Below are 23,696 nucleotides of genomic sequence, written 5' to 3'. Positions count from 1 at the left end.
GTGCTCCGCGGGGAATTCGCTAGGGATTCGTTGCGCTGCTGGCGGCCGGACCGCCTAGCGACTCGATGTAGGTCACCAGCGCGGTCAGTTCCTGCTCGCTCAGGTCGAAAGTCGGCATGACGGGCGAGAAGCCCTTCACGACGCGGGCCTTCGGGTCGCGGATGAAGGCGCGCAGATAGGCTTCGTCCACCTTCGCGGTGCTGCCGTCGGCCATCGTTTCGGTCTTGCCGTACAGGCCTTTCCAGGTGGGGCCCACGCGTGGACTGCCGTCCACGGTATGGCAGGCGACGCAGCCCTTGGCCGCCGCGAGCGTCTTGCCCTGGTCGGCAAGCGCCTGGGCGCTGCCGCCGGTAGCGGCTGCTGCTGCCTGCACCCTGGCCTGCTGCCGCTGCGCGAACGTGGTCTGCTGCGCGAGCCAGCGCGAGAACGATGCTTCGTCTTCCACCACCACCACGCCGCGCATGCCGGAGTGCCCGATACCGCAAAGCTGTGCGCACAGGATGTCGTAGCGCCCCGCCTTGGTCGGCGTGAACCAGAAGGTGGTCACCATGCCGGGCACCATGTTCATGCGCGCACGGAACGGCGGGACGTAGAAGTCGTGCAGCACGTCGCGCGAGCGTGCCAGGACCTGGATCGGCCGGTTGAGCGGCAGGTGTACCTCGGGCGCCTCGATCAGGTAGTTGTCACGGCCGTTGGGGTCGCCGGGGTTCAGGCCGAAGGGGTTGTCGTTGCCGATGTAGCGCACGTCCGTCGTGCCCAGCTTGCCGCCGGGGCCGGCGAAGCGGAAGCGCCATTGCCATTGCTGGCCGAGCACCTCCATCTGCAGCACGTTGCGCGGCGGCCGGATGTAGTCCGCGTAGACGAAGAGCCCCGGTGCCAGCAACGCCGCCACGCCGACAGCGGTCAGGCCGATCAGCCACCATTCCAGCCGCCTGTTGTGCGGCTCGTAGGCCGCGCGATGCCCGCTGCGGTGGCGGTAGCGCACCAGTGCGATCACGATGAACAGGTTGATCGCGATGAAGAGCGCGCCGGTAATGACGATCGTGATCGTCAGCATGTCGTCCATGCGCACCCAGTTCGACGCGATCGGCGTGATCCACCAGGGACTGGCAAAGTGAAACCCCACCGCCAATACGATGATCAGGATCAGGGCAATCGCAAGGGCCATGGGCCGCCTCGCTGCGTGTCACTCGCCGGAGCCGCCGACAAGCGCTCCTGGCGTCGTTGTGCCGCCTTGCCGTACTTCGTATCGTTGTTTTCGCCGGCAGTCTGCCAGGTCCGATTCGCCAAGCGTTGCAAGCGGCTTTAAAGCAAAGGTAGTCCTCTCCTTTGCATCGTGCAAGGCAGCGCAACGGGGCAGCGCGCGCCATAGGTGTATCGCGCGAATGGAGAAGCCGCATCGCTGCGATGCAATGCAAAATGGCCGCCTCCGGCATCGGTTGTCGAGGCGGCCGTCCCGCGAGGGCGCCGGGTCTTTAAGCACGGCAGAAAAAACGGCGCGTCAGTGCATCGCGTCCCGCTTGCGCCGTTCGAGCATGCCGTAGACGACGGCGGTGACCACGCCGAACAGCAGGTTTGCCAGCAAGGGCCCGGAACCCCGCTCGGAGACGAACCATGGGAACACGGCTGTCATCACATGGAAGTTCCACACATACGCGACGATCCCGAAGGCCAGCCCGATGACGGCCTCCATGCCCACGCTCGAATCGAAGCGGAACGGCGCAATGATCGCGGCGAGCATCATCCCCATGATGGCGCCGAGCACGTAGTGCAGTACCAGCGCCGTCCCCACGATGCCGAAGCTGAAGACCGACATCTGTTCGAGCGCGCTGCGGCCCATCACCATTGCCGCGATCTTGTGGGTCGGTTGCCACGGGCTTTCGTCGAGCACCATGGTCGACCAGAAGAATTCGAGCACGATCACCAGGGCGCCGCCCGCAAGACCGGCCACGGCAGCGGCGAGCCAGTCGGGCCTGCGCCGTTGCCAATGGTGCGATTGAATGTTCAGTTCCATACGACCTCCTTGCCGACGGTTCAGCTTCGGCACTCGGGTTCAGAAGGCGCCACTCGCGTCAAAAAGTACGCCCTTTATTCGATTCAGAATGGCAGATATGGGTGCCAACGCAAGGTACAAAAACCCTGCGCGATGGATGGCACGGCGGCGTTCCGCTCGAAGTTCGGCATCGTCGTGTCGGCAGGCAGGCAGTTGGCGCGCGGCAGCGTGCCGCCCGTGGTTGCGGTTATGCGATAGCGCGCTCGGCGATACGCATCGATGGATGCTGGCGAGGGCGCCGGCGCGTGTCGGGATATGGAGCGGAGATTGCGGCGCCGCGCGATTGCGGGCGTCTGATTTGATGCGACGCAAAGAGGCACGGGATGTCACGGAATAGCCCCTGTACCGGCGTGCCGGGGCAGCGGGAGCACCCCCGACAATTGTCCCGCGTGGACGTATGCCGATTTCACACTGGTGTGAAACCAGCATGCTCGATACAGAGCAGGCCTCGGGTATTGCGTATGCCGGTTTTCGGGTTTCAGGGAAAGATCGGTGTCGTAGGCTCGCCGCCCTCCAGATCCGCCTTCGGAAAATGCTGGGCGACCATCTCCTCGATTTCCTGCTCTCGTAATCCGGGCACGTCGGCCATGATCAGAATCTGGCCTTCCCGTATGGCGTCGCGAAATCGCTGGAGTCGCGCGTTCGGCTCGGCGATGCCGATCATGGCGGCCGTCCACGCCCCGAAGCCCGCTCCCGCCAACGTCAATGCGACGACGGCGCCGCCCGCAATCACGAGCTCCGCAGGGGGGAACACAAGCGCGACGAGACCGATAAGCGCGCCCGTCGCGCCGCCGAATGCGACGCCGCGCTCGAGCGCGTGCACGACATCGCTGCTTTGCAGCAAAGATGCTTCGGGTAACTGATCGAGCGTGACACTGTGATTGGCGAGGACGTGGATATGGCGCCAGATGATGCGCGCGCGCAGCAAGTCGTCGACGATCGCCTTCGCCATCTGCGTATCGGGTACGAGGAAATAAAGGCGTCTCATGTTGGCACTCCTTTTTTTTGCCATCAGCTCATCTTCAACAGAGCATTTTCCATTTTATGTCAGCATCGGCCGCGCGGTAGGTGCGAGCGTACGAGCGTTGGCGCCGCATACCCCAACTCGTTACCTGCCGCAGCGAGTGCGTTTCACGACCAGGCGACCCTGGGTCGCCCCTGCGGTGATCGTTGCTTCCATACCCGCCGTAAATCGCGGGTAGCCGGTCTCCACGCCATCGGAAAAATTACCCCGTTCTCGGGCATATGCGAGCGCAGCTTCGGCGGTCGATGTGTGTTGACCTTGCCAAGGACGAGCGCTGTCTTCGGGGCCCGGCTCGGGAACGGCTCGCGCACGGCAAAGGTCGACTGCGGGCTGTCCCGGGCTTCGCATGAACGCGACTGACCGCCGGGGCGCTATCGCTCCGGCCCTTGCCGCGGGAGTCGCGATGTCCGTCGATACGCACATCGACAACTGTCACGCCCGCACGGATTCGTCTACGCAGTGATCGGCAAGAAGCCTGGCGTTTCCACCTACCCGGCAAGGAACACTCCGTTGCTCGATCTGCGGACGGCGGCGTTGGCGGATACGCATATCAACGATGATCCGAACGCGGAGCGGACTGAGGAATTCACGATTGCTGCGGTCGTGCTTTTTTCCGATGTCGCTGCTCGAGAGCGCTGTCAACCTGCCGGTCGGTCCGAACGTGGGCGCCAGCCGCATCGCGTACAGCCGGCTCAAGACCGAAACGGGTAGTCACGCGGCGATGGGACCGTTCGTGCCGAGCGTCAGCGCATCCGTGAACACCCTCGCTTCGAGTTCGCCGGCGCGGCGGATGGTGACTATGGCGGCGTTGAGGTGATTGAAATCACCCGCATACGTTTGCGCGATCGAGCGTCGGAAGCGGGGCGGCGACGGGTTCGCAAGGCATCCATGGCCGAATCCCGCTGGTGACGGGTTTCACTATTCGGCCGCCTTGTGAACCAATGTTGTTGGGTATTCGTTTAGGGATGCTGGACATTTCTCCCGAAGGCATCGCGTCGCAACTTCTCCTGCGCGAGGCATCGCCCCGCGATGTTCCGGAGCCATTTCTGTCGATATCGTCCGATAATTATCTTTTATTTTCGTCTAAAATCGCGCTTCTTCTTACTTTAGGACGGAAGGACGTTTTGAAAAGACTGACGAAAAACATCTCGCGCACGGCCGTTGCCGCGTGCATTGCTTATGCTGGGCTCTTGCCTTTGTCCCAGTCCGCCCAAGCTCAGGTCGAACCCCTGAAGAATCCGGTCTACGGCGTCACGCTCGACGATCTGACGAAACTCGATGCGATCATCGCGTCGCTGCAGAACCTGCCGTATCGGCCGACGGTGCGTGTCGTGTTCGATCCGGGTACGCCGGCCTCGGACTACTACGCACCGCTGCTGCGCCTGCATTCGGTCGCGTATGTGATGGGCGAGATCTACGATTCTTACTATTTCCCGACGACGCTCTCGACGTATCAAGCGAGAACGCAGGAATTGGTGTCGCAACTGAAGAACACCGTCGACGTGTGGGAGATCGCCAACGAAATCAACGGTGAGTGGCTGCGCAACGACCCGAGCGGTACGAACTCGGTGGTCAATTCGCAAGAACAGCAGATCGGCCAGATGGTCGCCGCGGCCAACACGATCGTGAAATCGAACGGCGGCAAGACTGCGATCACGCTGTACTACAACGACGACAGCAAGGGTACCAACTGCTGGGAGAAACCCCAGGATTACTGGAAGACCTGGCCGACGAACTTCCTGTCCTCGACGGTTCGCCAGCAGGCCGACTACGCGTTGTTCAGCTACTACCCGTACCAGGATTGCCCGGGGCTGAGCCCGTCGTGGAAGAACGATTTCGCGGCGCTGGAAAGCATTTTCCCGAACGCGAAGGTCGGCTTCGGCGAAATCGGTACGTCGGATATCTCCGCGCCGGCGTCGGTACAGCAGAACCTGATCAAAACCTATTACCCGATGGTCAACAGCATGACCGACCCGCGTTTCATCGGCGGTTTCTTCTGGTGGAACTACGTCGAACAAATGCTCCCGTACTCGACGAGCTCCTACTTCCAGTTGCTGCGTCAAACGATCATCACGCTTAAGTCGCCCAGCTAATTGCGCCATCCGCGCGTAAGCGTCAGCGTCGCAGGTTAAAACCACAATGTTGCGCGTACCACGAGACCACGTGCGCGTACCGCTGACGTCAACGGAAACCTGTATTGCACCGTGACATCCAGATAGCTTGCCGGCGCGCTATACCTGCCTTCGCGAAACCAGTACCGGAACTGGATGCCGGGCCCTGCACCGATCGCCGTCTTGTCCGGCTGGCGGTTGTCGTGATCGCCGGCCACCGCGGCATGCGGATAGACGGTCAGCCGATCGCTGAGCGCCGTCAAACGCCAGGTGTGCCCGTAACGCAACTCCGAATAGATGATGTATCGGCCTGCCTTGATGAAGTACGCACCTTCGACATAGGCCTGCCAGCTACGCCAGCTCGGTTCGGTGACCCGCAGGTCGGTCCCCGCTTCCGACGAATAGCCCAGGCGCATCAGCCAGTCCGTCATCGACAGGCTGCCGACGTGGAAAAGCCGCTCGGCGGTCATCACCACGTTCTGGTCGGGTATCGGCTTGTAGCGAACCCCCACCGAACCCTGCACGGTCGGCATGCCGGTCACGTTGCCGCTTCCGTCGTATGCCGTGCCGTATCCGCGCACGAAGAACTGGAGAATGCGTCCGTTCTGGTAGCCGATCTTCGGTGGCTGCCAGTACGCTTCGATACCCGGCTGCAACACGCTGATGGTGCCTTGCGGGCCGAACGCGGCCGACTGGTAGGGCGCGCTCAGCACGAAGCCCCAGGTGCGCTGAAGTTGCTCGACTTCTCGCCGATAGCCGAACTTGTGCTGCGCATCGAACTTGTGTTCGTTTTCATCGGCGTCGAGACTGTGCTCGAACAGCTCGACGGACTGCTGGTTCAAGCCGATACGCTTGGCGGCATAACCTGCGTCCGCGTAGTTCATCGCGTTGCCGGCTCCGCCGTCGAAACCCTCCTGGAATGCGTCGAGCGCCTCGCGATCCTTGTGTTCGCGCAGCAGGTCATAGGCCTGCTGCAACTTCTGTGTCGCGGTATCGTCCACCGGTATCTGCGGCGCCTGCTCGGGTTGCTGGGCCTGCGTCACGATCGACGCGGCCATCTTCCGCTCGGCGTCCGTCGTCGCGTCGCGGGCGGCAAGATCCGCCACGCGGATCGCGCTTTCGCGATCGCCCGACATCAGGCTCAACTGCGCGATACGCAACTGAATCGCGGCCGATTTCTCATCTGCCAGCGGCGCCAGCGCAACGCCGGCTTCATGCGGACGATGCGCCGCGAGCGCACTGTCCGACCATGCGAGACGCAGGTTGCGCTGCTGCTCCTTGCTCCATTTACCTGTCGCGACGGCGGCCGAGAAATCGCTGCATGCCACGTCGTAACGTTCCTGCCGCTGCGCCAGGTAGCCATGCTCGGCCCGTACCGCGGCGCTTTTCGGAAAACGAACGCTTAACGATTCCATCATGGCGTCCGCTTCGTCGATTTTCCCTTCACGTTTGAATACATCGAGGAGCAGCAACCCGAGCTGTTCGCTTCCGGGCTGAATCTTCAGGGCGCGCTGTGCATACTCTTCCGCGCGGGGCAGGTCGCCGGCACTGATTGCCTTGTATGCGCCGTCGGCGAGCCGATAAGCCTTGGGAGCGAGCGGCTGCGTGGCGTGTGCGGGGGCCTGCCAGGCCAGCGATACGGCGATCGCCAGTGCGCTCAATCGCGCGCAGCGCTTGAGGCCAACAGCGATCGGGAGTCTGGAGCGTTTCATGCCTGTTCTCCCGACGGCTTTTGCATTGGAGAAACCTGCGACGCTGCATCGTCGCCGTCACGCACTCGCGCGAGTTCGACGAAGCGCGAGTGTCGGGCGAGTTCGGCTGCAATCTCCGTATCGCAGGCAATGAAATACGCTATGTTCGCTTTGGCGCCGCGCCGCACGATATCCTGTTCGTCTTGCGTGAGCGGCCGCCCGACCGCCACGTTCAACGTTCCGTCGTCCGCGGTTGAAAACGGGATAGCCCGATACGTGTACTGCAGTTCGAATGCCAGCGAATCCGCGAAGTGGCCGACCGCCACATTGCCCAGGCTTACCCGCGGGAGTTCCGCTTGTTCCGCGATCGCATCCGCCAGCGATTCGGTGGAGATCGCACTACCTTCGATCAACAGTTCGCCCAGCCGCTTGCCGCATGTCAGCTGTCTCTCCAGGCCTGCCTGCAATTGTTCCAGTGAGACCACGCCCCAGCCGACGAGAATCTCGCCAATCTTGCGGCGTACTTTCCCGAGCTGTTCGTTCGACAGGTAGGTATGACTGGTCTTGTCCCATGCGATCGGCTTGCCGCTTGCGAGGTGGCCGAGATAGATGCGCCACGCCCGGCAAACCGCGTAGAAATTGATCAGGTTGTTGACGAACATCCGCGGGATCGAGAGCAGCCCCTGGACGGGACCGTTCAGCTTGCTGACAAAGTAGTAGCGCTGCCCGGCGCGGGCAAACAGCATGACGGTGTTCACCCAGAGCAGCGGAGCCATCCATTCGCTCGCCGTGACGAGAGGGGCGCTGACGGGGACGGCATGACCGAATTTCTGAAGGGCGGCAATCGCTACGAAATTGATCAGTACACCATAAGCAATCACGGAAAAAAGAGATGTGACGATACCCTTCCGGTCATGGAAGAACATGTAGCGGGTGAGGAAATCGCCCTTCCAGCCGAGTTGCTCCCACCCCTGAAAGGCGATGCCGAGGATCCAGCGCGCACGCTGTCGATATGCGGTGCGAAATGTCTTCGGAAAATATTCTCGGGTGGCCAGCAGGTTTCGATTGGCGGCTCCGCCCTTTGCGGGCTTGGCCCCTGCATCCTGCGGGATATCCGAAAGCGGAAAGCGGGCAAAGGTTTCCTTCATGCCCAGGTCTCTCAACCGAAAGCTGAAGTCGTAGTCCTCGGTCAGCGAGCTGGTGTTGAACGGACAGCCGCCGCTCTCCTTCATCGCTGCTTCGATGGCGCGCCTGCTGTAGCAGGATGCAACGCCCGCGCCGGGGACGACGCCGGTCAGACGGGCTCGCGCCGGTACGTCCTTCTGGTGCGTTTCGCTGAAGTCGTCCATGTAGCATCCGGCCACGAACTCGTTCCATTTCCGCGGCAATGACAGAACGGGGAGCTGGACCAGGTCGCTATCCGCAATCGCATGACTGAGGTATTTGAGTTCAATCGGGTGAATGACATCTTCGCAGTCGTGCATCACGACGCCCGCGAACTGAATATGATGCGTTTCTTCGTAGCGCAGGATCGCTTCGATGATCCAGTTCAGGCAGTCTGCCTTGCAGGTCGGCCCATCGTTCATGACCGTTGCGCGCGTCACCCTGCCCGGATAACGACGGACCATCCGTTCGACCTCCGCCGTGGTTTCGGCGTCGTTGTGATAGGTTCCAACGAAGATGACATATCGCTCGTACTCCATGGTCGCCAATGTGTTTTCAATCATTTTGGCGATCACGTCATACTCTTTCCACGCCGGCACCATGAGCGCCAGATAGCGTTCTTCCTCGGCGCGCAGCATGCCGATATCGATAGTCTGTGTTTTTTCGTGACGCAGAAATCGCCCGATTTCGAATGACCAATAACAGGCGTCGAGCGTAAGGTCATCCAGTGTGCTTACCAGGATGACGATCGCGGTCAGAATGGTGATAATGTTAAGTGCATATAAATATGCAATCCATATTGTGTTATCCATCATTTCCCCGCGATTTTATCTTGTATGCAATTCTTCTCCCTTGCACCAACGAAGGACGAATATCTGCCCGTCCTCGTCGACCCCGTCACTCCCACTTCGCGGCTTGAACCGCAAAAACTCCTGTCACTCGAAAAAGACTCGGTCAGCCTGGAGCTTTCTCGATGCGACCACGTAATATCCTTAAAGGTGAAACGTGTTCAGTGGGTGACTTTTGAAAGTTGGTATTTGCCTCGCATACTTCCGTCTCCCGCCGGGATGGATCCTGCACCATTAATGCTTGCATCCGCTCTCGATCCAGCTCCCCGCAGCGCTCCCTGCGCACCGTCGTTTCAGTCGTTTCAATACGCAGGTCATAAAGCAAGTCGCGCGCCATTGCCGCGCCGCCCTTGGCCGTCCGGGCGTCTGCGGGGCGTCGCACAAGATCGACCCACCGAATTCGAGCCAAACGTTTCAGTGCTGAAACGCATGATCGATTGATCTGACGAAACATGATTTGCGGACCCGTTGCCGCGCCCCGGCTGCCCCCGTCGGGGGAATCGTCACGCGAATCCGGCGATCACCGGCCTCTCCAGTCGCCAAGACATGTTCGAGCCATACGAGTCGATTGCCGCGTCACCATGCGCAAAGCGTTGAGGGAACTGGTTTTCCCTGAATCGTCCGAACAGGCTTCACTTGTTTGTCAGATGACAGCCTCGAAAGCGGATACGTTGCACACCTGAAACGTTTTTTCTAAACAATTTTGGATTGCCATGGTGTGCCGATTTCGGCGCCCTGATCCCGTGCCCATTTGCGACCGATGGTACGTTTCTAGCTTGAAATAAAAACAATCCCGTCCTGTATTTTTGTCTGGCATCAAGTGCGCAGGAAAAAATAACGACATAACGCCCTGATTATTAAATGGCACCAGCCGTGCTCGTTTCGTTAACGAGATGAATTTATTTTGCATATCAAAGGATGAAAATCATGATTTCTCATCGCAATCGATATTTTCAGAACGGACTGAGCACCGTTGGATCACTCGTCACATTAATCTCCGCGCTCGCCTTCGCCGTCGCTGTTCAGGATACGAATGCGCAGGAGAAGGGCAATTCGTCTGCGGTAAAGATCAAGCCGCCTCCGTTACCCAACGGTTCCGCCCAGGTCAAGGTGAAGCCGGGTATGTCCGACGAGGAATGGGAGAAGGCATACAAGGAGACGGGGCGCCCCAAGTTCAACTTGAAGTCCGTCAAGAAAGCCGGTGGCAACGTGCAACGCGACTAGGGAGAAACGGCCATGAAAAAGATCTTGCTTGTCATAGCCCTGCTTGCCGGACTCGCGCAAATGACGTTGCCGGGCACGGCGCACGCGCAGGTCACCACGGCACGTACGCTCGTGCTATACGATAACCCGGCCAACGACCCGTATTCGAAGCTTGGCCTGATGTACAGCATCATGTTGAGGAACCTGCTTGGCCATTTCAACGCGACGGTCGATCTGGTTCCGATACAGAACTACACGTCCGGCATGGTCACGAACCACGACGTCACGTTCTACATCGGCGATTACTACAACAACCCGATTCCGACGGCGTTCATGAGCGACGTGATGACCACCACGAAGACCGTGGTCTGGTTCAAATACAACTTGTGGCAGCTTGCATGGAACACGGCCTACACCTTCAACCAGACCTTCGGGTTCAGCTTTCTCGGCATTGCCGGGTTGAACGCGCCGCCTTCGTCGAGCAATCCCAATCCCGGCTTCTACGACACGGTCACGTACAAGAACCTGCCGATGGTCAAGTACTACGCGTATAACGCGTCAACCGGTGCCATCAGTGCGGACCCGGATATCGGGCTGACCCAGATCGTCGATGCCACCAAGGCGCAGGCACTCGTCACCATCAAGAACAGCAAGAGCGGGGCGACCACGCCATACGTCATGCGCTCGGGCAAGTTCTGGTATTTCGCGGATATGCCGTTTTCCTACATCGGCCCGACGGATCGGTACCTGGTGATATGCGACATCCTGCACGACATACTGCAGACCAATGCACCGGTGAATCACCGTGCTCTCGTACGTCTGGAGGATCTCGACGCATATACAACGACGAGTTCGATGAAAAAGCTCACGGACTACCTGTACTTGAAGAGGATTCCGTTCACGATGGCCACCATCCCCGTGTATACGGATCCGAATGGCTATTACACCGGCGGCGTCCCGGAGACGATCCATCTTGCGCAGGCAACGGGCCTCAGGAGTTCGCTGAACTACGCGGTCGCGCGCGGCGGTTCGATCGTGGTGCACGGCCTTACGCACCAGTACGATTCGACGCCGAATCTTCTTACCGCGGTCAGCGGCAGCGACTATGAGTTCTGGTATGCGGTCCAGAACCGTCCCGTCGACGAGGACTCCGTTCAATGGGCGGCAGGCAGAATGGCCGAGGGCATCCTCGAGTTCACGACCAACGGCTACAAGGTCGTCGGCTGGGCTGCGCCGCAGTACCAGGTGTCGCCGTTGGCAGCGGCGGCCACCGCCCTCACGTTCCCGACGACGTTCCAGCGGGCCGTCTACTACACCGCGACTAAGCCTCAAATCGGAACGGGGGCAGCCAACCAGGACTTTTCGGCCGGGCAGTTCTTCCCGTACATCATCAACGCCGATTACTACGGAGTGCGGATCATCCCGGAGAACCTGGGCAGTGTCCAGTACAACATCTGCAATATCGACCCGTTCTCGTGTATCTCGTATCCGTGGCAGCAACTCGTCACCAATGCTCAATATGGTTTGGCGGTGCGGGACGGTTTCGCGTCCTTCTTCTTCCATCCGTACTGGCTTGAACCCGATCTCGGATTGCCGGCGTACCAGGACTTCCAGAGCCTGATCACCGGCATTACGAATCTCGGCTACAAGTGGGTAGACGGCACGACTGCCAAGTGACGCGAGTGTGGTGGTAACCTCGTGCGACCCGCATCGGAAATGCGGGTCGCACGTTTGCGTTTGATCGGCTACGATGACGCGCGACAATGCTAGGGGAGCCAGCGATGACCACATCCGCCATCCCGGCCGTGCGCAAAATTCAACAGCGTATGGACCAGTTTCGACCGGCAGGCCGACCGCGTCGGCTTTCCGGCGCGCCGCGTTTGCATCGGGCGGCGACGCTCGCGGCAATCGGCGCATCGCTGGTCGTGGCCGCATGCAGCTGGACAGCGCACGACGTTCACGCCGACGGAATCGTCTGGCAGGTGGACAACACGACGACGAATCCCGTCGGAAACTGGCAGATGCTCGGCGTACACGATCTGTTGATCCAATGGACCGTCGTGGACGATACCGCGTTCGTTGCCAATACCCGCATCCATACCGCGGCGCGCCTTCCCGACTGGGAACGCATCGGTCGTGCGCCGTGGGCCAGAAACGTGATCCTGGGCCTGGCCGGCTACCAGGACGAAAAACGCGCACGCACCCACCTGTCGACGCTCGCGGACCAGTCCGCGGAGGTGGCGCGCGTGCATCTGCCGCTGCATGTCACCGGTTACTACTTCCCGGTCGAAATCGATCCGACCTGGCAGGAGGCGCCCAAGCTTGCCGAGATCCTGCAGCGACTGCCTCGTCCGCTTTGGGTGAGCGTCTACGACCAGACCAATATCGGCGGAAAAACGCTGGCGGACTGGCTCGCAACGTGGCTGCCCGCGGACGTCGGGGTGTTCTTCCAGGACGGCTGCGGCGTCTATGCCCGCGAGCCGCAGGTCGCGCGCACCTACCTCGACGAGCTGGCTTCACGCCTGGGCAAACGGCGCGTGCGGGTCATCGCCGAGGCCTTCCGGCCGGCCGAACGTGGCGGATTCCGTTCAGCCAGCGCCGAGGAATTGAGCAAGCAGCTCGTGGTTTATCGCGGCTATCCGGTGTATCTGTTCGATGGTCCCCACTATGTGTCGGACGACCTCATGCGCGAACTCAACAACCGGACGGCCAAGCCGCCCGCGGGCGAGCCCGCCGGGACGGGGCGCTGAGTCTGCTTCACCCCGGCAAACAGGGGCCGGCAAGGGCTGTGCGTGACGAAACAATCGGCCGGACTGGATCGCCGAGACAACCCCATTTGATGACCAAACCGCAAGACCTAGTGCATAGATATCGTTTGCCGCGGCCTTAATGACTATCGACAATCGTGGCTCGAATTCGCCGCCGTGGCGCCAGAAGCGCCCCGGTGGCAGGCACCTGGCGGCTATCCCGGCCGTCCGCGCCATCCTGCTCACGACGACATGTACGCGTTCACGCCCTCATTCCAGAATCCCGCCGGCTCGCCGATCCGCGAGTTGTTCAAGTACCTGTCCGAACCGGGCATGATTTCGTTCGCGGGCGGTTATCCGGCCAGCGACCTGTTCGACGTCGACGGCCTGAACACGGCCGCCGAACGCGCATACGCGCAGCCCGTCCGCTGCCTGCAATACGGCCCGACCGACGGCCTCGCCGAACTGAAGCAGCAACTGATCGCCTTGATGGGGCGTCGCGGCGTCGCGTGCGCGCCGGCCGAACTGCTTGTCACGACCGGCTCGCAGCAGGGTCTCGACCTGCTGCTGCGCGTGATGGTGTCGCCAGGCGACGTCGTGCTGACCGAACAGCCGGCTTACCCGGCGACGCTGCAGGCGCTGCGTCTGCAGCAGGCGCGCATCGTCACGATTCCGGTCGACGGCGACGGCCTCGATGTCGATCGTCTCGCAGCACAACTCGCGTCCGGCGCGATCGCACAGCCGAAACTGCTCTATACCGTCCCGACCTTCGCGAACCCGACGGGCGCGACGCTTACGCGCGAACGCCGGCTGAAGCTGCTGCGTCTCGCGGCGCAATACCGTTTCCTGATCGTCGAGGACGATCCGTACGGCGACCTGCGCTTCGCGGGCGAAGCCGTGCCGTCGATGCTCGCGCTCGCCGATGAAGTGGACGGCGCACGCGACTGGATCGTGCATTTCGCGAGCCTGTCGAAGATCGTCGCACCGGGGCTGCGCGTGGGCTGGACGATCGCGCCGGCCGAAATCGCGCGACGCTGCGTGATCGCGAAGCAGACGGTCGATCTGTGCAGCTCGCCGTGGACGCAGGCGGCCGCCGCCGAATATCTGGCCGACGGCGCGCTCGAACGCCATCTGCCGCGCATCACGGCCGCGTACCAGCGCAAATGCGACGCGATGTGCGACGCGCTGCGCGACGGTTTCGGCGATGCGATCGAATTCCATCGCCCCGAAGGGGGGATGTTCGTGTGGGCGCGGATCGGCGCGGTGTCGTCGGACGTGCTGCTGCAACAGGCGATCGCAAACAAGATCGTGTTCGTACCCGGCAACGCGTTCTTCGCGGACAACGTCGACGCGGCATCGCTGCGCCTGTCGTTCGCCGCGCCGGACGTCGACGCGATCCGGGAAGGCGTCGCGCGCCTCGTGCGCGCGTATGGTGCGGCGCTGGCCGCGTGAGGAGACATGAACGTGACTATCACCGTCAACGAAACGGCATCGATGGACGCAGCGTCTGGCGCCGGCGATAACCGGCCGGCAAAGCATCGCTCGTCGCAGATCAGCGCGGGGCCGCAGTATGTGGCCGACGTGCTCGGCCGGTTCGGCGCGGAGCCGGCGACCGATGTCGGCGATGCGGTGCCGGTCGTGCTCGGCTATAACTGAGCGGCACCAAGGCGGCGGCCGCATCGCACGCGAGCCGTGGCCGGAGCAAACGGTTAAGCTTGCGCGATCGAAACACGTCCGATCGCCGCCCGTCATGTCCGACTCGACTTCCGAATCGCTCGCGCAAACGTACGACCGCCTGTGGTCCTGCCTCGAATCCGGCGTCGGCGTGCAGCGCTCGCCGTTCACGATGCTGCAGGCGGCAACGCTCGGCCTCGATGGCGCGCCGAAGGTGCGGACGATCGTGCTGCGCCAGGCGAGCCGCGCCGATCGCGTGCTGTCGTTTCATACCGATGCGCGTTCGCAGAAGGTCGCGGAGCTGCGCCGCGATCCGCGTATCGCGATTGTCGCGAGCGATCTCGATGCGCTCGTGCAGATTCGCGCGGAAGGCGTTGCGTCGATCTGCGACGACGAAGCGCAGCGGCGCGCGATCTGGCAATCGAGCCGCCCGCATACGCTGCTGCTGTATCGCGCACCGTTGCCGCCCGGCACGCCGGTCGAGTCGCCAGAAGCAGCGCATGTCTCGGCGAGGCAAGACACCGCGCCGTCCGGCGACGGCTACGAAAACTTTTGCGTGATCCACATGACGGTAACGCGGATCGATTGGCTCGAACTCGCGCGCGCGGGCAATCGCCGAGCGGTATTCGATCTGCAAGAAAGCGGCTACGAAGGCCGCTGGATCGCCCCCTGATCCGGGCGATGGCCGCTCAAGGCCGCTCGTCCGCCACCGCCTGCCCGATCATCCAGTCGCGCATCATCACGATCGCATCGTCGTCGCGGCGCTCGGCCGGATACACGAGATAGAACCCCACCGACAGCGGAAACGCGAAATCGAACGGCTTGCACAGCCGGCCTGCTGCGATATCGCGTTCGACCAAAGGATCGGTCGCGAGCGCGATGCCCTGGCCGGCGACGGCCGCATCGATCGCGAGCGACGTCTGGTTGAAGCGCAGCCCCTTGTGCGGATCGATATCGACCGGCTCGGGCATCGCTTCAATGAACTCGGGCCACAGGTCGTGCGCGTCGTGCAGCAGCACGTGGCCGGCGAGTGCGCGCGGCGACGCGGGTGCGGCCAGCAGCGCGGGGCTGCATACGGCGCACACATCGAGCGGGAACAGTGCATGCGCGGCGAGATGCTTGCCGAACGGCGGCTTGCCGTAGCGGATCGCGAGATCGACGCCGTCGTGGCGGAACGTCGCGAGCTGCTGGTCGGCGATCACGCGCACGTCGTAGTCGGGATGCGCGTCGGTGAACTGCGCGAGCCGCGGGATCAGCCACTTCGACGCGAACGACGGCGTCGTGCTGATCGTCAGCGCCGCGCGCCGCTTCACGAGCTTGTCGGTTGCATCGGCGATCGCGTGCAGCGCGCGCTGCACGTCGGAGAAATACGCGGCGCCGTCGTGCGTCAGCGCGAGGCCGCGCGGCAGGCGCTCGAACAGCTTCAGGCCGAGCACGTCCTCGAGGTGGCGCACCTGTTGCGCGACGGCGCCTTGCGTGACGCCGATCTCGTCGGCCGCGGCGCGGAAATTGAGGTGCCGCGCGGACACTTCGAACGCGCGAAGCGCATTCAGCGGCGGCAGGCGGGAAGGGCGGGGCAGCATTGTCAGGATGTAGAAAAACTATCGTCTGGAGGCAGAAATACTGGTTCGACAGTCGTCTGCGATGCGCCTACATTACCACCATGGCGCGCCGAATGGCGGCTGCGCGGCGGCAGGATTCAAGCGAGGGAGCAGATCGTGACTGTAGAAAAAGTGGCGTTGATCACGGCGGCGGGCAAGGGCATGGGCGCGGCGATCGCGCGCGAACTGGCAGCCACGGGCTATCGCGTCGCGCTGATGTCGCCGTCGGGCAGCGCGGTGGCGCTCGGCGAGGAACTGGGCGGGTTCGGCATCCAGGGATCGGTGACGGAAGAAGCCGATATCGACCGGCTCGTGCAGGAGGCGGTCGCGCGCTACGGCCGGATCGACGCGGTCGTGAACAACACCGGTCATCCGCCGAAGGGCGAACTGCTGGCGATCACCGACGACAACTGGCACGCAGGGCTCGACCTGATCCTGCTGAACGTCGTGCGCGTGATGCGCCGCGTGACGCCGATCTTCCAGAAACAGGGCGGCGGCGCGGTGGTCAACATCTCGAGCTTCGCGGCGGACGCGCCGGAGCAGCCGATGCCGGTGTCGTCGGCGCTGCGCGCGGCGCTGAGCGCATGGACGCGTCTCTACGCGGAACGCTATGCGGCCGAGAACATCCGGATGAACGCGGTGCTGCCGGGCTTCATCGACAGCTGGCCGGAAACGCCCGAGATCGTCGCGCGCATTCCGGCCGGCCGCTTCGGCAAGACCGGCGAGATCGCGAAGACGGTCGCGTTCCTGCTGTCGGACGGCGCGGGCTATATCACAGGGCAGAACATTCGCGTCGACGGCGCGATCGTCAACGCGCTCTGAGCATCGTATCGGCGAGCGGCCGCGCGGGCCGCTCGCTCGCCGCGCAGCGGCTACAAACGCGTACAAATCAGACAACTCCCGGATACATCAGACCTTTCAAATGGGCGACGCCGCGTGACCAGGGCGCGCCGGATTGAAAGCCAGGGCGCGAGCGGGCGCGCGGCATGTTCACTTTCCACTTCACGAAAGGAGATGCCGAACGATGTCTTCCACACCGTTTTCCCCGATGCGTCGCCACCTGCTGGCCACTTCCGTGGCCGCCGGGGTATCGGCGATGCTACCCACCGCGCTGCATGCCGCGACCGGCGGCAGCGGCATACGCCCGTTCACCGCGCACATTCCCGATGAAGCCGTGGCCGACCTGCGCCGCCGCATTGCGGCGACGCGCTGGCCGGGCCGCGAGACCGTCGCCGACGAATCGCAGGGCGTGCGGCTCGCGCGCATGCAGGCGCTGCTGCGCTACTGGGGCACCGACTACGACTGGCGCAAGGGCGAGGCGCGCCTGAACGGTTTCCCGATGTTCATCACGGAAATCGACGGGCTCGACATTCACTTCATCCACGTGCGCTCGCGGCACGCGAATGCGATGCCGATGATCATGACGCACGGCTGGCCCGGTTCGATCTTCGAGCTGCTGAAGGCGATCGGCCCGCTGACCGACCCGACCGCGCACGGCGCGAGCGCGGACGATGCGTTTCACGTCGTCGTGCCGTCGTTGCCGGGCTTCGGTTTTTCGGGCCGGCCGACGCAGACGGGATGGGGTTCCGACCACATCGCGCGCGCGTGGGGCGAGCTGATGGCGCGGCTCGGCTATACGCGCTTCGTGTCGCAGGGCGGCGACTGCGGCTCGGTGATCTCGCACCGGATGGCGATGCAGCGCGTACAGGGCCTGGCCGGGATTCACGTGAACATGCCGGCGACGGTACCGCCGGACATCGCTGCGCTGCTCGCGACCGACTCGCCCGCGCCGGCTTCGCTGTCGCCGAAGGAGAGGGCCGCGTACGAGAAGCTCGCGACGTTCTATCGCGACAACTGCGGCTACTCGGCGATGATGGTCACGCGTCCGCAGACGGTCGGTTATGCGCTCGCCGATTCGCCGTCCGGTCAGGCCGCGTGGATGTACGACAAGATCTCGCAGTGGACGTACAGCGGCGGCGTGCCCGAACGCTCGATCCCGCGTGACGAGATTCTCGACGACATTTCGTTGTACTGGCTGACGAACACCGCGACGTCGGCCGCGCAGATCTACTGGGAGGATCATTCGAACAACTTCAATGCGGTGGATATCTCGCTGCCGGCGGCGATCACGGTGTTTCCGGGCGAGATCTACCAGGCGCCGCGCAGCTGGGCCGAGCGCAGTTATCGCAACCTGATCTACTTCAACGAAGTCGACAAGGGCGGGCATTTCGCGGCATGGGAGGAGCCGGAACTGTTTGCTCGCGAAGTGCGTGCCGGGTTCCGGCCGTTGCGGCGCGGGTAAGGGTGGGTTGAGCGGTGGGTGCGGGCTGGCTTGCTTGCGGCTCGCGCTTGTTTTCGTTCTGTCGACTGTGTCGAGCCGAGCCGATCAGCCGCGCGGCCTGCAGAAAACCGTCGTTTCCCCAACGTTTTTTGAATCGCTGTGTGTCGTGTTCGCACACAGATACGTTGCGATACAAAGCATCCCGATGGTTCGGATATAAAACCGGTGAAGCGTTTCACACGGCCGCGCGGTGCCATGCGCCGCCGCTGCGAACGGTGATACCGGAGCGCCCGCACGTGCCGCGGGCCCCTTCCTTGACGATCGACAATGGAGAACGAGTCATGCCTGATACCGTGAACACCCGCCGCCGCCTGATCCTGGGTACGGCGCTTGCGGGCCTGAGCCTCGCCGACCTCGGGTTCGGCAACCTGGCGCGCGCGCAGTCGGCGCCCGATGCATCGACGGCGAAGCGCGCGGCCGGCGTTGCGTCGCTGGGTACGATCCATCAGATCGACGCGGGCGTGCTCAACGTCGGGTATGCGGACCTCGGGCCGAAGAAGGGCCCGGTCGTGTTCCTGCTGCACGGCTGGCCGTACGACATCTACAGTTACGCGGAAGTCGCGCCGCTGCTGGTCGCGGCCGGCTATCGCGTGATCGTGCCGTACCTGCGCGGCTACGGGTCGACGACGTTCCGCTCGGCCGACACGGTGCGCAACGGCCAGCAGGCGGTGACGGCCGTCGACATCGTCGCGCTGATGGATGCGCTGAAGATCGACCGCGCGGTGTTCGGCGGCTACGACTGGGGCGCGCGCACGGCCGACATCATCGCGGCGCTGTGGCCGCAGCGCGTGAAGGCGCTGGTGTCGGTGAGCGGCTACCTGATCGGCAGCCAGGAGGCGAACCGCAAGCCGCTGCCGCCGCAGGCCGAATTCCAGTGGTGGTATCAGTTCTACTTCACGACCGAGCGCGGCGAGCTCGGCTACGCGGCGAACCGCGACGCGTTCAACAAGCTGATCTGGCAGCTCGCGTCGCCGAAGTGGCAGTTCTCCGACGAAACCTATGCGCGCTCGGCTGCGTCGTTCCAGAACCCCGACCACGTGGCCGTCGTGATCCACAACTATCGCTGGCGCCTCGGGCTCGCGAAGGGCGAAGCGCAATACGACGACATCGAGCGGCGTCTCGCCGCCGGGCCCGCGATTGCCGTGCCGACGATCACGATGGAAGGCGACGCGAACGGCGCGCCGCATCCGGACCCGGCCGCGTACGCGAAGAAATTCACGGGCAAGTACCAGCACCGGACGATCAACGGCGGCATCGGCCACAACCTGCCGCAGGAAGCGCCGCAGGCGTTCGCCGACGCGATCCTGCAAGTGGAGCATCTGTGATGCGGGCTCGCAGTGGCATCCGGCGTCGCGGCATGGGCCGCGCGCTCGTCGCGGGCGCGTTGCTGGCCGGCTCGCTGTCGGCGAGCGGTCCGGCCGCGTTCGCGGAACAGCCGAAACCGGCCGCGTCGCCGATCTACGGCGTGACGATCCCGCCCGGCTACCGGAAATGGGAAATGGTTGCGCCGGCCGAAGAGGCCGCGCCGCTCGACGAGCTGCGCGTGGTGCTCGGCAACCCCGTCGCGATCCGCGCGCTCGAACAGGCGACGCTGCCGTTTCCGGACGGCACGATCCTCGTGAAGCTCGCATACAAGCGCAAGCAGTCCGACGAGTTCGCGCCGGCGACGGTGCCGGGCCAGGCGACGACCGTGCAGGTGATGGTGAAGGACTCGCGTCGTTATGCGTCGACGGGCGGCTGGGGTTTCGGGCGCTTCATCAACGGTGTGCCGGCCGATATCGGCCAGCATCAGACGTGTTTCGCGTGTCACCAGGCGCTTGTGAAGAATCATGACTACGTGTTCACACGGCTCGCGCCGTGACGTGACACGAAGCGACGGGTTTGACGGAAAGGCGTGCCGTGCGAGGCACGCCTTTTTTTGTAGTGCGTGTGTGTCGGGGACCACGTCGGCAGGCGGGTTTGTATCGCACTGTATCTGCGGCCGTTCCGGAAAAAATGGCATGCACAAAGCACCGGTTTCGGAAACATGCCGGATACGTGGGCGGGTTCTACTGTCGACATGCAGGAAACGTTCGATGCCCGACGTTCGCATCGGATGCCAAGTGATCGACACCCCAACTTCCGTCAAGGAGAACACTCATGAAAGCCGCCCGAATCCTCGCTGTTGCCGTCCTCGCCGCCGTCCCCGCTTTGTCGTTCGCCGATACCGGCCATGGCCTGTCGCGTGCCGACGTGCGCGCCGAACTCGTCCGGCTGGAACAGGCCGGCTACAACCCGGCCCGCAGCGAACCGCATTACCCGGAGGATGTCGCCGCCGCGCTGCAAGTCGCGCGTTCCGACCAGAACGGCCCGTCGAAGTCGCAGGGCGACAACGTGGCCGATGCGTCGACGCCCGCCAGCCATCGCGACGCGGCACCGGCGCGCGCCGCGCGGAACGCCGCCGACGACCTGTACGCGCATTCGTGATCCGTTGCCGCGCCTGCTGCATGCCGGCGCGGCCGCTACCGCGGCACTTCACTTCATGTAACAACACAACAGAGAAAGGAGCATGACGATGGCCGGTTCGATGAAACGGGTTCTGGTATCCGCCGCGGTGATCGGCGGACTGTTCGGTGCGGTCGCGGCGCAGGCCGCGCCGAAGGACGACCTGAAGGGCACGAATGTCGTGCTCGTGCACGGCGCGTTCGCCGACGGTTCGAGCTGGAACCGCGTGATTCCACTGCTCGAAGCACGCGGGCTGCACGTGGTGTCGGTGCAGAATCCGCTGAGCTCGCTTGCCGACGATGCGGCCGCAACGAAGCGTACGATCGACGAGCAGAAGGGGCCGGTCGTGCTGGTCGGTCATTCGTGGGCCGGCGTCGTGATCAGCGATGCGGGTAACGACGACAAGGTGAAGTCGCTCGTCTACGTCGCGGCATTCGCGCCCGACAACGGCCAGTCGATCGCCGACGTCACGCAAGGTCTGCCGGCACCGGCATGGGCCGGTGAACTGCGCAAGGACACGGGCGGCTTCGCGCGGCTGTCGGACAAGGCGATCGCGCAGGATTTCGCGCCGGACCTGCCGCCCGCGCAGCAGCGCATCGTTGCGGCGACGCAAGGGCCGTGGTACGGCGGTTGCATTTCGGAGAAGGTCGCGCAGGCCGCGTGGCATGCAAAGCCGTCGACGTTCGTCGTCGCGACGCAGGACCGGATGATCGATCCGAAGCTGCAGGAGGCGATGGCGAAGCGGATCGGTGCGACGGTCACGCACGTGAACGGCAGCCATGTCGCGATGCTGAGCCAGCCGAAGGCCGTGGCCGACGCGATCATCGCGGCCGCGGAACGTGCGAAGCACGACGCACAGTAAGCGGATGAGGCGCCACGTTATCGTTGAAGCGTGGCGCCGCGAGTGATTGTGATGTCCTTCCACAAGGAGAAGTGATGACGCATCTCTGGCAACTGTCGGCAACCGAGCTCGCGAAACTTGTGCGGCAGCGCGAAGTGTCCGCGCGCGAAGTGGCGGACGCCGTGCTCGATCGTCTCGACGCGGTGAATCCGGCGATCAACGCGGTGATCGAACACCGGCCCGACGATGTGCGACGGCAGGCCGACGAAGTCGACCGAGCGATCGCATGCGGCGACGATCCGGGCCCGCTCGCGGGCGTGCCCGTGACCGTGAAGATCAACATCGATCAGGCGGATTTCGCGACGACCAACGGCACGCGCGTGCAGGAGAACCTGATCGCGCGCATCGACAGCCCGGTGGTCGGCAACCTCAGAAAAGCCGGCGCGATCCTGCTCGGCCGCACCAATTCGCCGACGTTCGCGTTGCGCTGGTTCACGTCGAATCTTGTACACGGCCACACGCGCAATCCGCGCGATCCGTCGCTGACGCCGGGCGGGTCGAGCGGCGGCGCGGCAGCGGCCGTTGCCGCCGGGATCGGCCCGCTCGCACTCGGCACCGACATCGGCGGTTCGGTCCGTTATCCGGCCTATGCGTGCGGCGTGCACGGAATCCGGCCGTCGCTCGGGCGCGTGCCGGCGTTCAACGCATCGTCGCCCGAACGTGCGATCGGCGCGCAACTGATGTCATCGGCGGGGCCGATCGCACGCACGATCGACGATCTCGCGCTCGCGCTGCGTGCGTGCGCCGCGCCGGACCCGCGCGATCCGTGGCACGTACACGTGCCGTTCGACGGGCGCGACGTGCCGAAGCGTGCGGCGCTGTGCATGCGTCCGGGCGGCTTGCAGGTCGTGCCCGAAGTCGAGGCTGCGTTGCGCGATGCGGCGCGCCGGCTCGTCGATGCGGGCTGGACCGTCGACGAAATCGACGATACGCCGCCGATGCGCGAGGCCGCGCTGTTGCAGGAACAGCTTTGGCTCGGCGACGGTTTCGACGCATTGTCGAGCGCAGTCGCGAACGACGGCGATCCGGGCGCGGCGGCGGTGATCGCCGCGGTGCGCGGCAAGGTGCGCGACCTGCCGGCCGACGTGATCAGCCGCGCGCTGGTCCGGCGCACTACGCTGACGCGGCAGTGGCGGCAGTTTCTCGACGCGTATGCGGTCGTGCTGCTGCCCGTTTCGTCGGAACTGCCGTTCCCCGACGATCTCGACCGGCAGGGGCCGGACGGGTTCGAACGTGTGTGGGAGGCGCAGCTCACGCTGCGCGCGCTGCCCGCGATGGGGCTGCCGGGGCTGGCCGTGACGACGGCGCTCGTGAATGGCGTGCCGGTAGGCGTGCAGGTGGTCGCCGCGCATCATCGCGAGGATCTTTGTTTGCTCGCGGGGCGCGACATCGAAGCGCGCGGCGTACCGGTCGCGCCGGTCGATCCGGTGCGGTGATGGACTGACAGGCAAGCGAGTGCATCGGCGATGCCGTTCGGCATCACGCCGATGCCTGTCGCCTGACGGTTGCATTTCTTCGAATTATCCATGCATGCGCGGCGATGCGTGCGCGCCATTTCGGATTCCATGACAACGCGCTGACGCCGCGTTGCTCGTCTCCCGCCGTTCCTTTCAAAGCCCTTCGATGCGTGACATCGAACGGTCGTCGTCCCGCATATCGTCCCGCATTTCCCGACCGCAAGCGAGCCCGAGCGCGATAGCGCGCGTCTGCTATTGCATTTCGTGCGCCGCTGATTAGGAAATGAATTTTTATTGGTTCTGCTTGCCCGGCCGCACTCGCATAGTGGCGCTGACGGCTATAGACAGCACGCAAGCTGCAACGGCCGCATTCCCGGTGTTTTTTGATCATACGAAT

At 63.6% G+C, this 23,696-nt stretch carries 22 protein-coding genes; 15 read left to right on the top strand and 7 right to left on the bottom strand.

Features of this window, described 5'->3' with window-relative positions:
* Positions 1–19 precede the first annotated feature (19 nt).
* The 3 genes from BT264_RS07820 to BT264_RS07805 all read right to left on the bottom strand — a co-directional run bounded on the left by BT264_RS07820 (position 20) and on the right by BT264_RS07805 (position 3,041).
* Complete coding sequence (locus BT264_RS07820; protein WP_072438478.1) at positions 20–1,168, bottom strand: c-type cytochrome; 1,149 nt, start codon at positions 1,166–1,168, stop codon at positions 20–22.
* 333 nt (positions 1,169–1,501) lie between these two features.
* A complete protein-coding gene (locus BT264_RS07815) occupies positions 1,502–2,014 on the bottom strand; it encodes a hypothetical protein (RefSeq protein ID WP_072438480.1) in 513 nt (170 codons plus the stop codon).
* A 517-nt stretch (positions 2,015–2,531) separates the two neighbouring features.
* Complete coding sequence (locus tag BT264_RS07805; RefSeq protein WP_072438484.1) at positions 2,532–3,041, bottom strand: DUF1269 domain-containing protein; 510 nt, start codon at positions 3,039–3,041, stop codon at positions 2,532–2,534.
* Positions 3,042–3,693: 652 nt separating this feature from the next.
* Between BT264_RS07805 and BT264_RS07800 the strand changes: the two genes are divergently transcribed.
* Positions 3,694–3,894, top strand: coding sequence for a phosphate acyltransferase (locus tag BT264_RS07800; RefSeq protein ID WP_072438486.1), 201 nt, complete (start codon positions 3,694–3,696; stop codon positions 3,892–3,894).
* 307 nt (positions 3,895–4,201) lie between these two features.
* Positions 4,202–5,170 carry a hypothetical protein gene (locus BT264_RS07795; protein WP_072438488.1) on the top strand — a complete coding sequence of 323 codons (969 nt, stop codon included), beginning with the start codon at positions 4,202–4,204 and terminating at the stop codon, positions 5,168–5,170.
* A 35-nt stretch (positions 5,171–5,205) separates the two neighbouring features.
* Here the strand turns inward: BT264_RS07795 and BT264_RS07790 are convergent, their stop codons facing one another.
* From BT264_RS07790 to BT264_RS37945, 3 genes are all read right to left on the bottom strand, one after another.
* Positions 5,206–6,900, bottom strand: a complete 1,695-nt coding sequence (locus BT264_RS07790; protein ID WP_072438489.1) for a bacteriophage N4 adsorption protein A — start codon at positions 6,898–6,900, stop codon at positions 5,206–5,208.
* The gene (locus BT264_RS07785) at positions 6,897–8,858 is read right to left on the bottom strand and encodes a glycosyl transferase family protein (RefSeq protein WP_177318368.1); all 1,962 of its coding nucleotides are present in this window, start codon (positions 8,856–8,858) and stop codon (positions 6,897–6,899) included. The genes BT264_RS07790 and BT264_RS07785 overlap by 4 nt, the downstream gene beginning before the upstream one ends.
* Positions 8,859–8,997: 139 nt before the next feature.
* Positions 8,998–9,345: a hypothetical protein gene (locus BT264_RS37945; protein ID WP_143155716.1), complete on the bottom strand. Its 348-nt coding sequence runs from the start codon at positions 9,343–9,345 to the stop codon at positions 8,998–9,000.
* 473 nt (positions 9,346–9,818) lie between these two features.
* Here BT264_RS37945 and BT264_RS07780 point away from each other — a divergent pair, with 473 nt between their 5' ends.
* The 6 genes from BT264_RS07780 to BT264_RS07755 all read left to right on the top strand — a co-directional run bounded on the left by BT264_RS07780 (position 9,819) and on the right by BT264_RS07755 (position 15,188).
* On the top strand, positions 9,819–10,115 hold the full coding sequence (locus BT264_RS07780; protein ID WP_072467032.1) for a hypothetical protein: 297 nt from the start codon (positions 9,819–9,821) through the stop codon (positions 10,113–10,115).
* Positions 10,116–10,127: 12 nt separating this feature from the next.
* The gene (locus BT264_RS07775) at positions 10,128–11,771 is read left to right on the top strand and encodes a DUF2334 domain-containing protein (protein WP_072467027.1); all 1,644 of its coding nucleotides are present in this window, start codon (positions 10,128–10,130) and stop codon (positions 11,769–11,771) included.
* Between the two features lie 104 nt (positions 11,772–11,875).
* On the top strand, positions 11,876–12,844 hold the full coding sequence (locus tag BT264_RS07770) for an alpha-amylase family protein (RefSeq protein ID WP_072442290.1): 969 nt from the start codon (positions 11,876–11,878) through the stop codon (positions 12,842–12,844).
* 249 nt (positions 12,845–13,093) lie between these two features.
* A complete protein-coding gene (locus BT264_RS07765; RefSeq protein WP_072442289.1) occupies positions 13,094–14,293 on the top strand; it encodes an aminotransferase-like domain-containing protein in 1,200 nt (399 codons plus the stop codon).
* A gap of 12 nt (positions 14,294–14,305) precedes the next feature.
* Positions 14,306–14,497 (top strand): hypothetical protein, encoded by a 192-nt coding sequence (locus BT264_RS07760; RefSeq protein WP_083533953.1) that lies wholly within the window; start codon positions 14,306–14,308, stop codon positions 14,495–14,497.
* A 94-nt stretch (positions 14,498–14,591) separates the two neighbouring features.
* On the top strand, positions 14,592–15,188 hold the full coding sequence (locus BT264_RS07755) for a pyridoxamine 5'-phosphate oxidase family protein (protein ID WP_072442287.1): 597 nt from the start codon (positions 14,592–14,594) through the stop codon (positions 15,186–15,188).
* A gap of 16 nt (positions 15,189–15,204) precedes the next feature.
* Here BT264_RS07755 and gcvA read toward each other — a convergent pair whose 3' ends face one another.
* A complete protein-coding gene (gcvA, locus tag BT264_RS07750) occupies positions 15,205–16,098 on the bottom strand; it encodes a transcriptional regulator GcvA (RefSeq protein WP_072442286.1) in 894 nt (297 codons plus the stop codon).
* A 135-nt stretch (positions 16,099–16,233) separates the two neighbouring features.
* Between gcvA and BT264_RS07745 the strand changes: the two genes are divergently transcribed.
* The 7 genes from BT264_RS07745 (at position 16,234) to BT264_RS07710 (ending at position 23,278) form a co-directional block, all read left to right on the top strand.
* Positions 16,234–16,938: an SDR family oxidoreductase gene (locus BT264_RS07745; RefSeq protein ID WP_072442285.1), complete on the top strand. Its 705-nt coding sequence runs from the start codon at positions 16,234–16,236 to the stop codon at positions 16,936–16,938.
* Positions 16,939–17,140: 202 nt separating this feature from the next.
* Positions 17,141–18,418, top strand: a complete 1,278-nt coding sequence (locus tag BT264_RS07740; protein WP_072442284.1) for an epoxide hydrolase family protein — start codon at positions 17,141–17,143, stop codon at positions 18,416–18,418.
* 320 nt (positions 18,419–18,738) lie between these two features.
* Positions 18,739–19,782: an alpha/beta fold hydrolase gene (locus tag BT264_RS07730; RefSeq protein ID WP_072442282.1), complete on the top strand. Its 1,044-nt coding sequence runs from the start codon at positions 18,739–18,741 to the stop codon at positions 19,780–19,782.
* A complete protein-coding gene (locus BT264_RS07725) occupies positions 19,782–20,318 on the top strand; it encodes a cytochrome P460 family protein (protein WP_072442281.1) in 537 nt (178 codons plus the stop codon). Before BT264_RS07730 ends, BT264_RS07725 begins: the two co-directional genes overlap by 1 nt.
* Positions 20,319–20,596: 278 nt before the next feature.
* On the top strand, positions 20,597–20,923 hold the full coding sequence (locus BT264_RS07720) for a DUF4148 domain-containing protein (protein WP_072442280.1): 327 nt from the start codon (positions 20,597–20,599) through the stop codon (positions 20,921–20,923).
* 88 nt (positions 20,924–21,011) lie between these two features.
* The gene (locus BT264_RS07715) at positions 21,012–21,803 is read left to right on the top strand and encodes an alpha/beta fold hydrolase (protein WP_072442302.1); all 792 of its coding nucleotides are present in this window, start codon (positions 21,012–21,014) and stop codon (positions 21,801–21,803) included.
* Positions 21,804–21,877: 74 nt separating this feature from the next.
* On the top strand, positions 21,878–23,278 hold the full coding sequence (locus BT264_RS07710) for an amidase family protein (RefSeq protein ID WP_072442279.1): 1,401 nt from the start codon (positions 21,878–21,880) through the stop codon (positions 23,276–23,278).
* Positions 23,279–23,696: the final 418 nt, after the last annotated feature.

Source organism: Burkholderia sp. NFPP32 (assembly GCF_900119325.1).
Classification (GTDB): Bacteria; Pseudomonadota; Gammaproteobacteria; order Burkholderiales; family Burkholderiaceae; genus Burkholderia; species Burkholderia pyrrocinia_C.
The sequence above is the reverse complement of the archived record's forward strand: the minus strand, read 5'-3'. Positions and strand labels throughout refer to the sequence as shown.

Coding starts and splice junctions, on each gene's coding strand:
- BT264_RS07720 (WP_072442280.1), top strand. CDS start 20,597: ATGAAAGCCGCCCGAATCCTCGCTGTTGCCGTCCTCGCCGCCGTCCCC.
- BT264_RS07780 (WP_072467032.1), top strand. CDS start 9,819: ATGATTTCTCATCGCAATCGATATTTTCAGAACGGACTGAGCACCGTT.
- BT264_RS07820 (WP_072438478.1), bottom strand. CDS start 1,168: ATGGCCCTTGCGATTGCCCTGATCCTGATCATCGTATTGGCGGTGGGG.
- BT264_RS07775 (WP_072467027.1), top strand. CDS start 10,128: ATGAAAAAGATCTTGCTTGTCATAGCCCTGCTTGCCGGACTCGCGCAA.
- BT264_RS07730 (WP_072442282.1), top strand. CDS start 18,739: ATGCCTGATACCGTGAACACCCGCCGCCGCCTGATCCTGGGTACGGCG.
- BT264_RS07805 (WP_072438484.1), bottom strand. CDS start 3,041: ATGAGACGCCTTTATTTCCTCGTACCCGATACGCAGATGGCGAAGGCG.
- BT264_RS07770 (WP_072442290.1), top strand. CDS start 11,876: ATGACCACATCCGCCATCCCGGCCGTGCGCAAAATTCAACAGCGTATG.
- BT264_RS07765 (WP_072442289.1), top strand. CDS start 13,094: ATGTACGCGTTCACGCCCTCATTCCAGAATCCCGCCGGCTCGCCGATC.
- BT264_RS07710 (WP_072442279.1), top strand. CDS start 21,878: ATGACGCATCTCTGGCAACTGTCGGCAACCGAGCTCGCGAAACTTGTG.
- gcvA (WP_072442286.1), bottom strand. CDS start 16,098: ATGCTGCCCCGCCCTTCCCGCCTGCCGCCGCTGAATGCGCTTCGCGCG.
- BT264_RS07725 (WP_072442281.1), top strand. CDS start 19,782: ATGCGGGCTCGCAGTGGCATCCGGCGTCGCGGCATGGGCCGCGCGCTC.
- BT264_RS07800 (WP_072438486.1), top strand. CDS start 3,694: ATGTCGCTGCTCGAGAGCGCTGTCAACCTGCCGGTCGGTCCGAACGTG.
- BT264_RS07790 (WP_072438489.1), bottom strand. CDS start 6,900: ATGAAACGCTCCAGACTCCCGATCGCTGTTGGCCTCAAGCGCTGCGCG.
- BT264_RS07740 (WP_072442284.1), top strand. CDS start 17,141: ATGTCTTCCACACCGTTTTCCCCGATGCGTCGCCACCTGCTGGCCACT.
- BT264_RS07785 (WP_177318368.1), bottom strand. CDS start 8,858: ATGATGGATAACACAATATGGATTGCATATTTATATGCACTTAACATT.
- BT264_RS07715 (WP_072442302.1), top strand. CDS start 21,012: ATGGCCGGTTCGATGAAACGGGTTCTGGTATCCGCCGCGGTGATCGGC.
- BT264_RS37945 (WP_143155716.1), bottom strand. CDS start 9,345: ATGTTTCGTCAGATCAATCGATCATGCGTTTCAGCACTGAAACGTTTG.
- BT264_RS07815 (WP_072438480.1), bottom strand. CDS start 2,014: ATGGAACTGAACATTCAATCGCACCATTGGCAACGGCGCAGGCCCGAC.
- BT264_RS07755 (WP_072442287.1), top strand. CDS start 14,592: ATGTCCGACTCGACTTCCGAATCGCTCGCGCAAACGTACGACCGCCTG.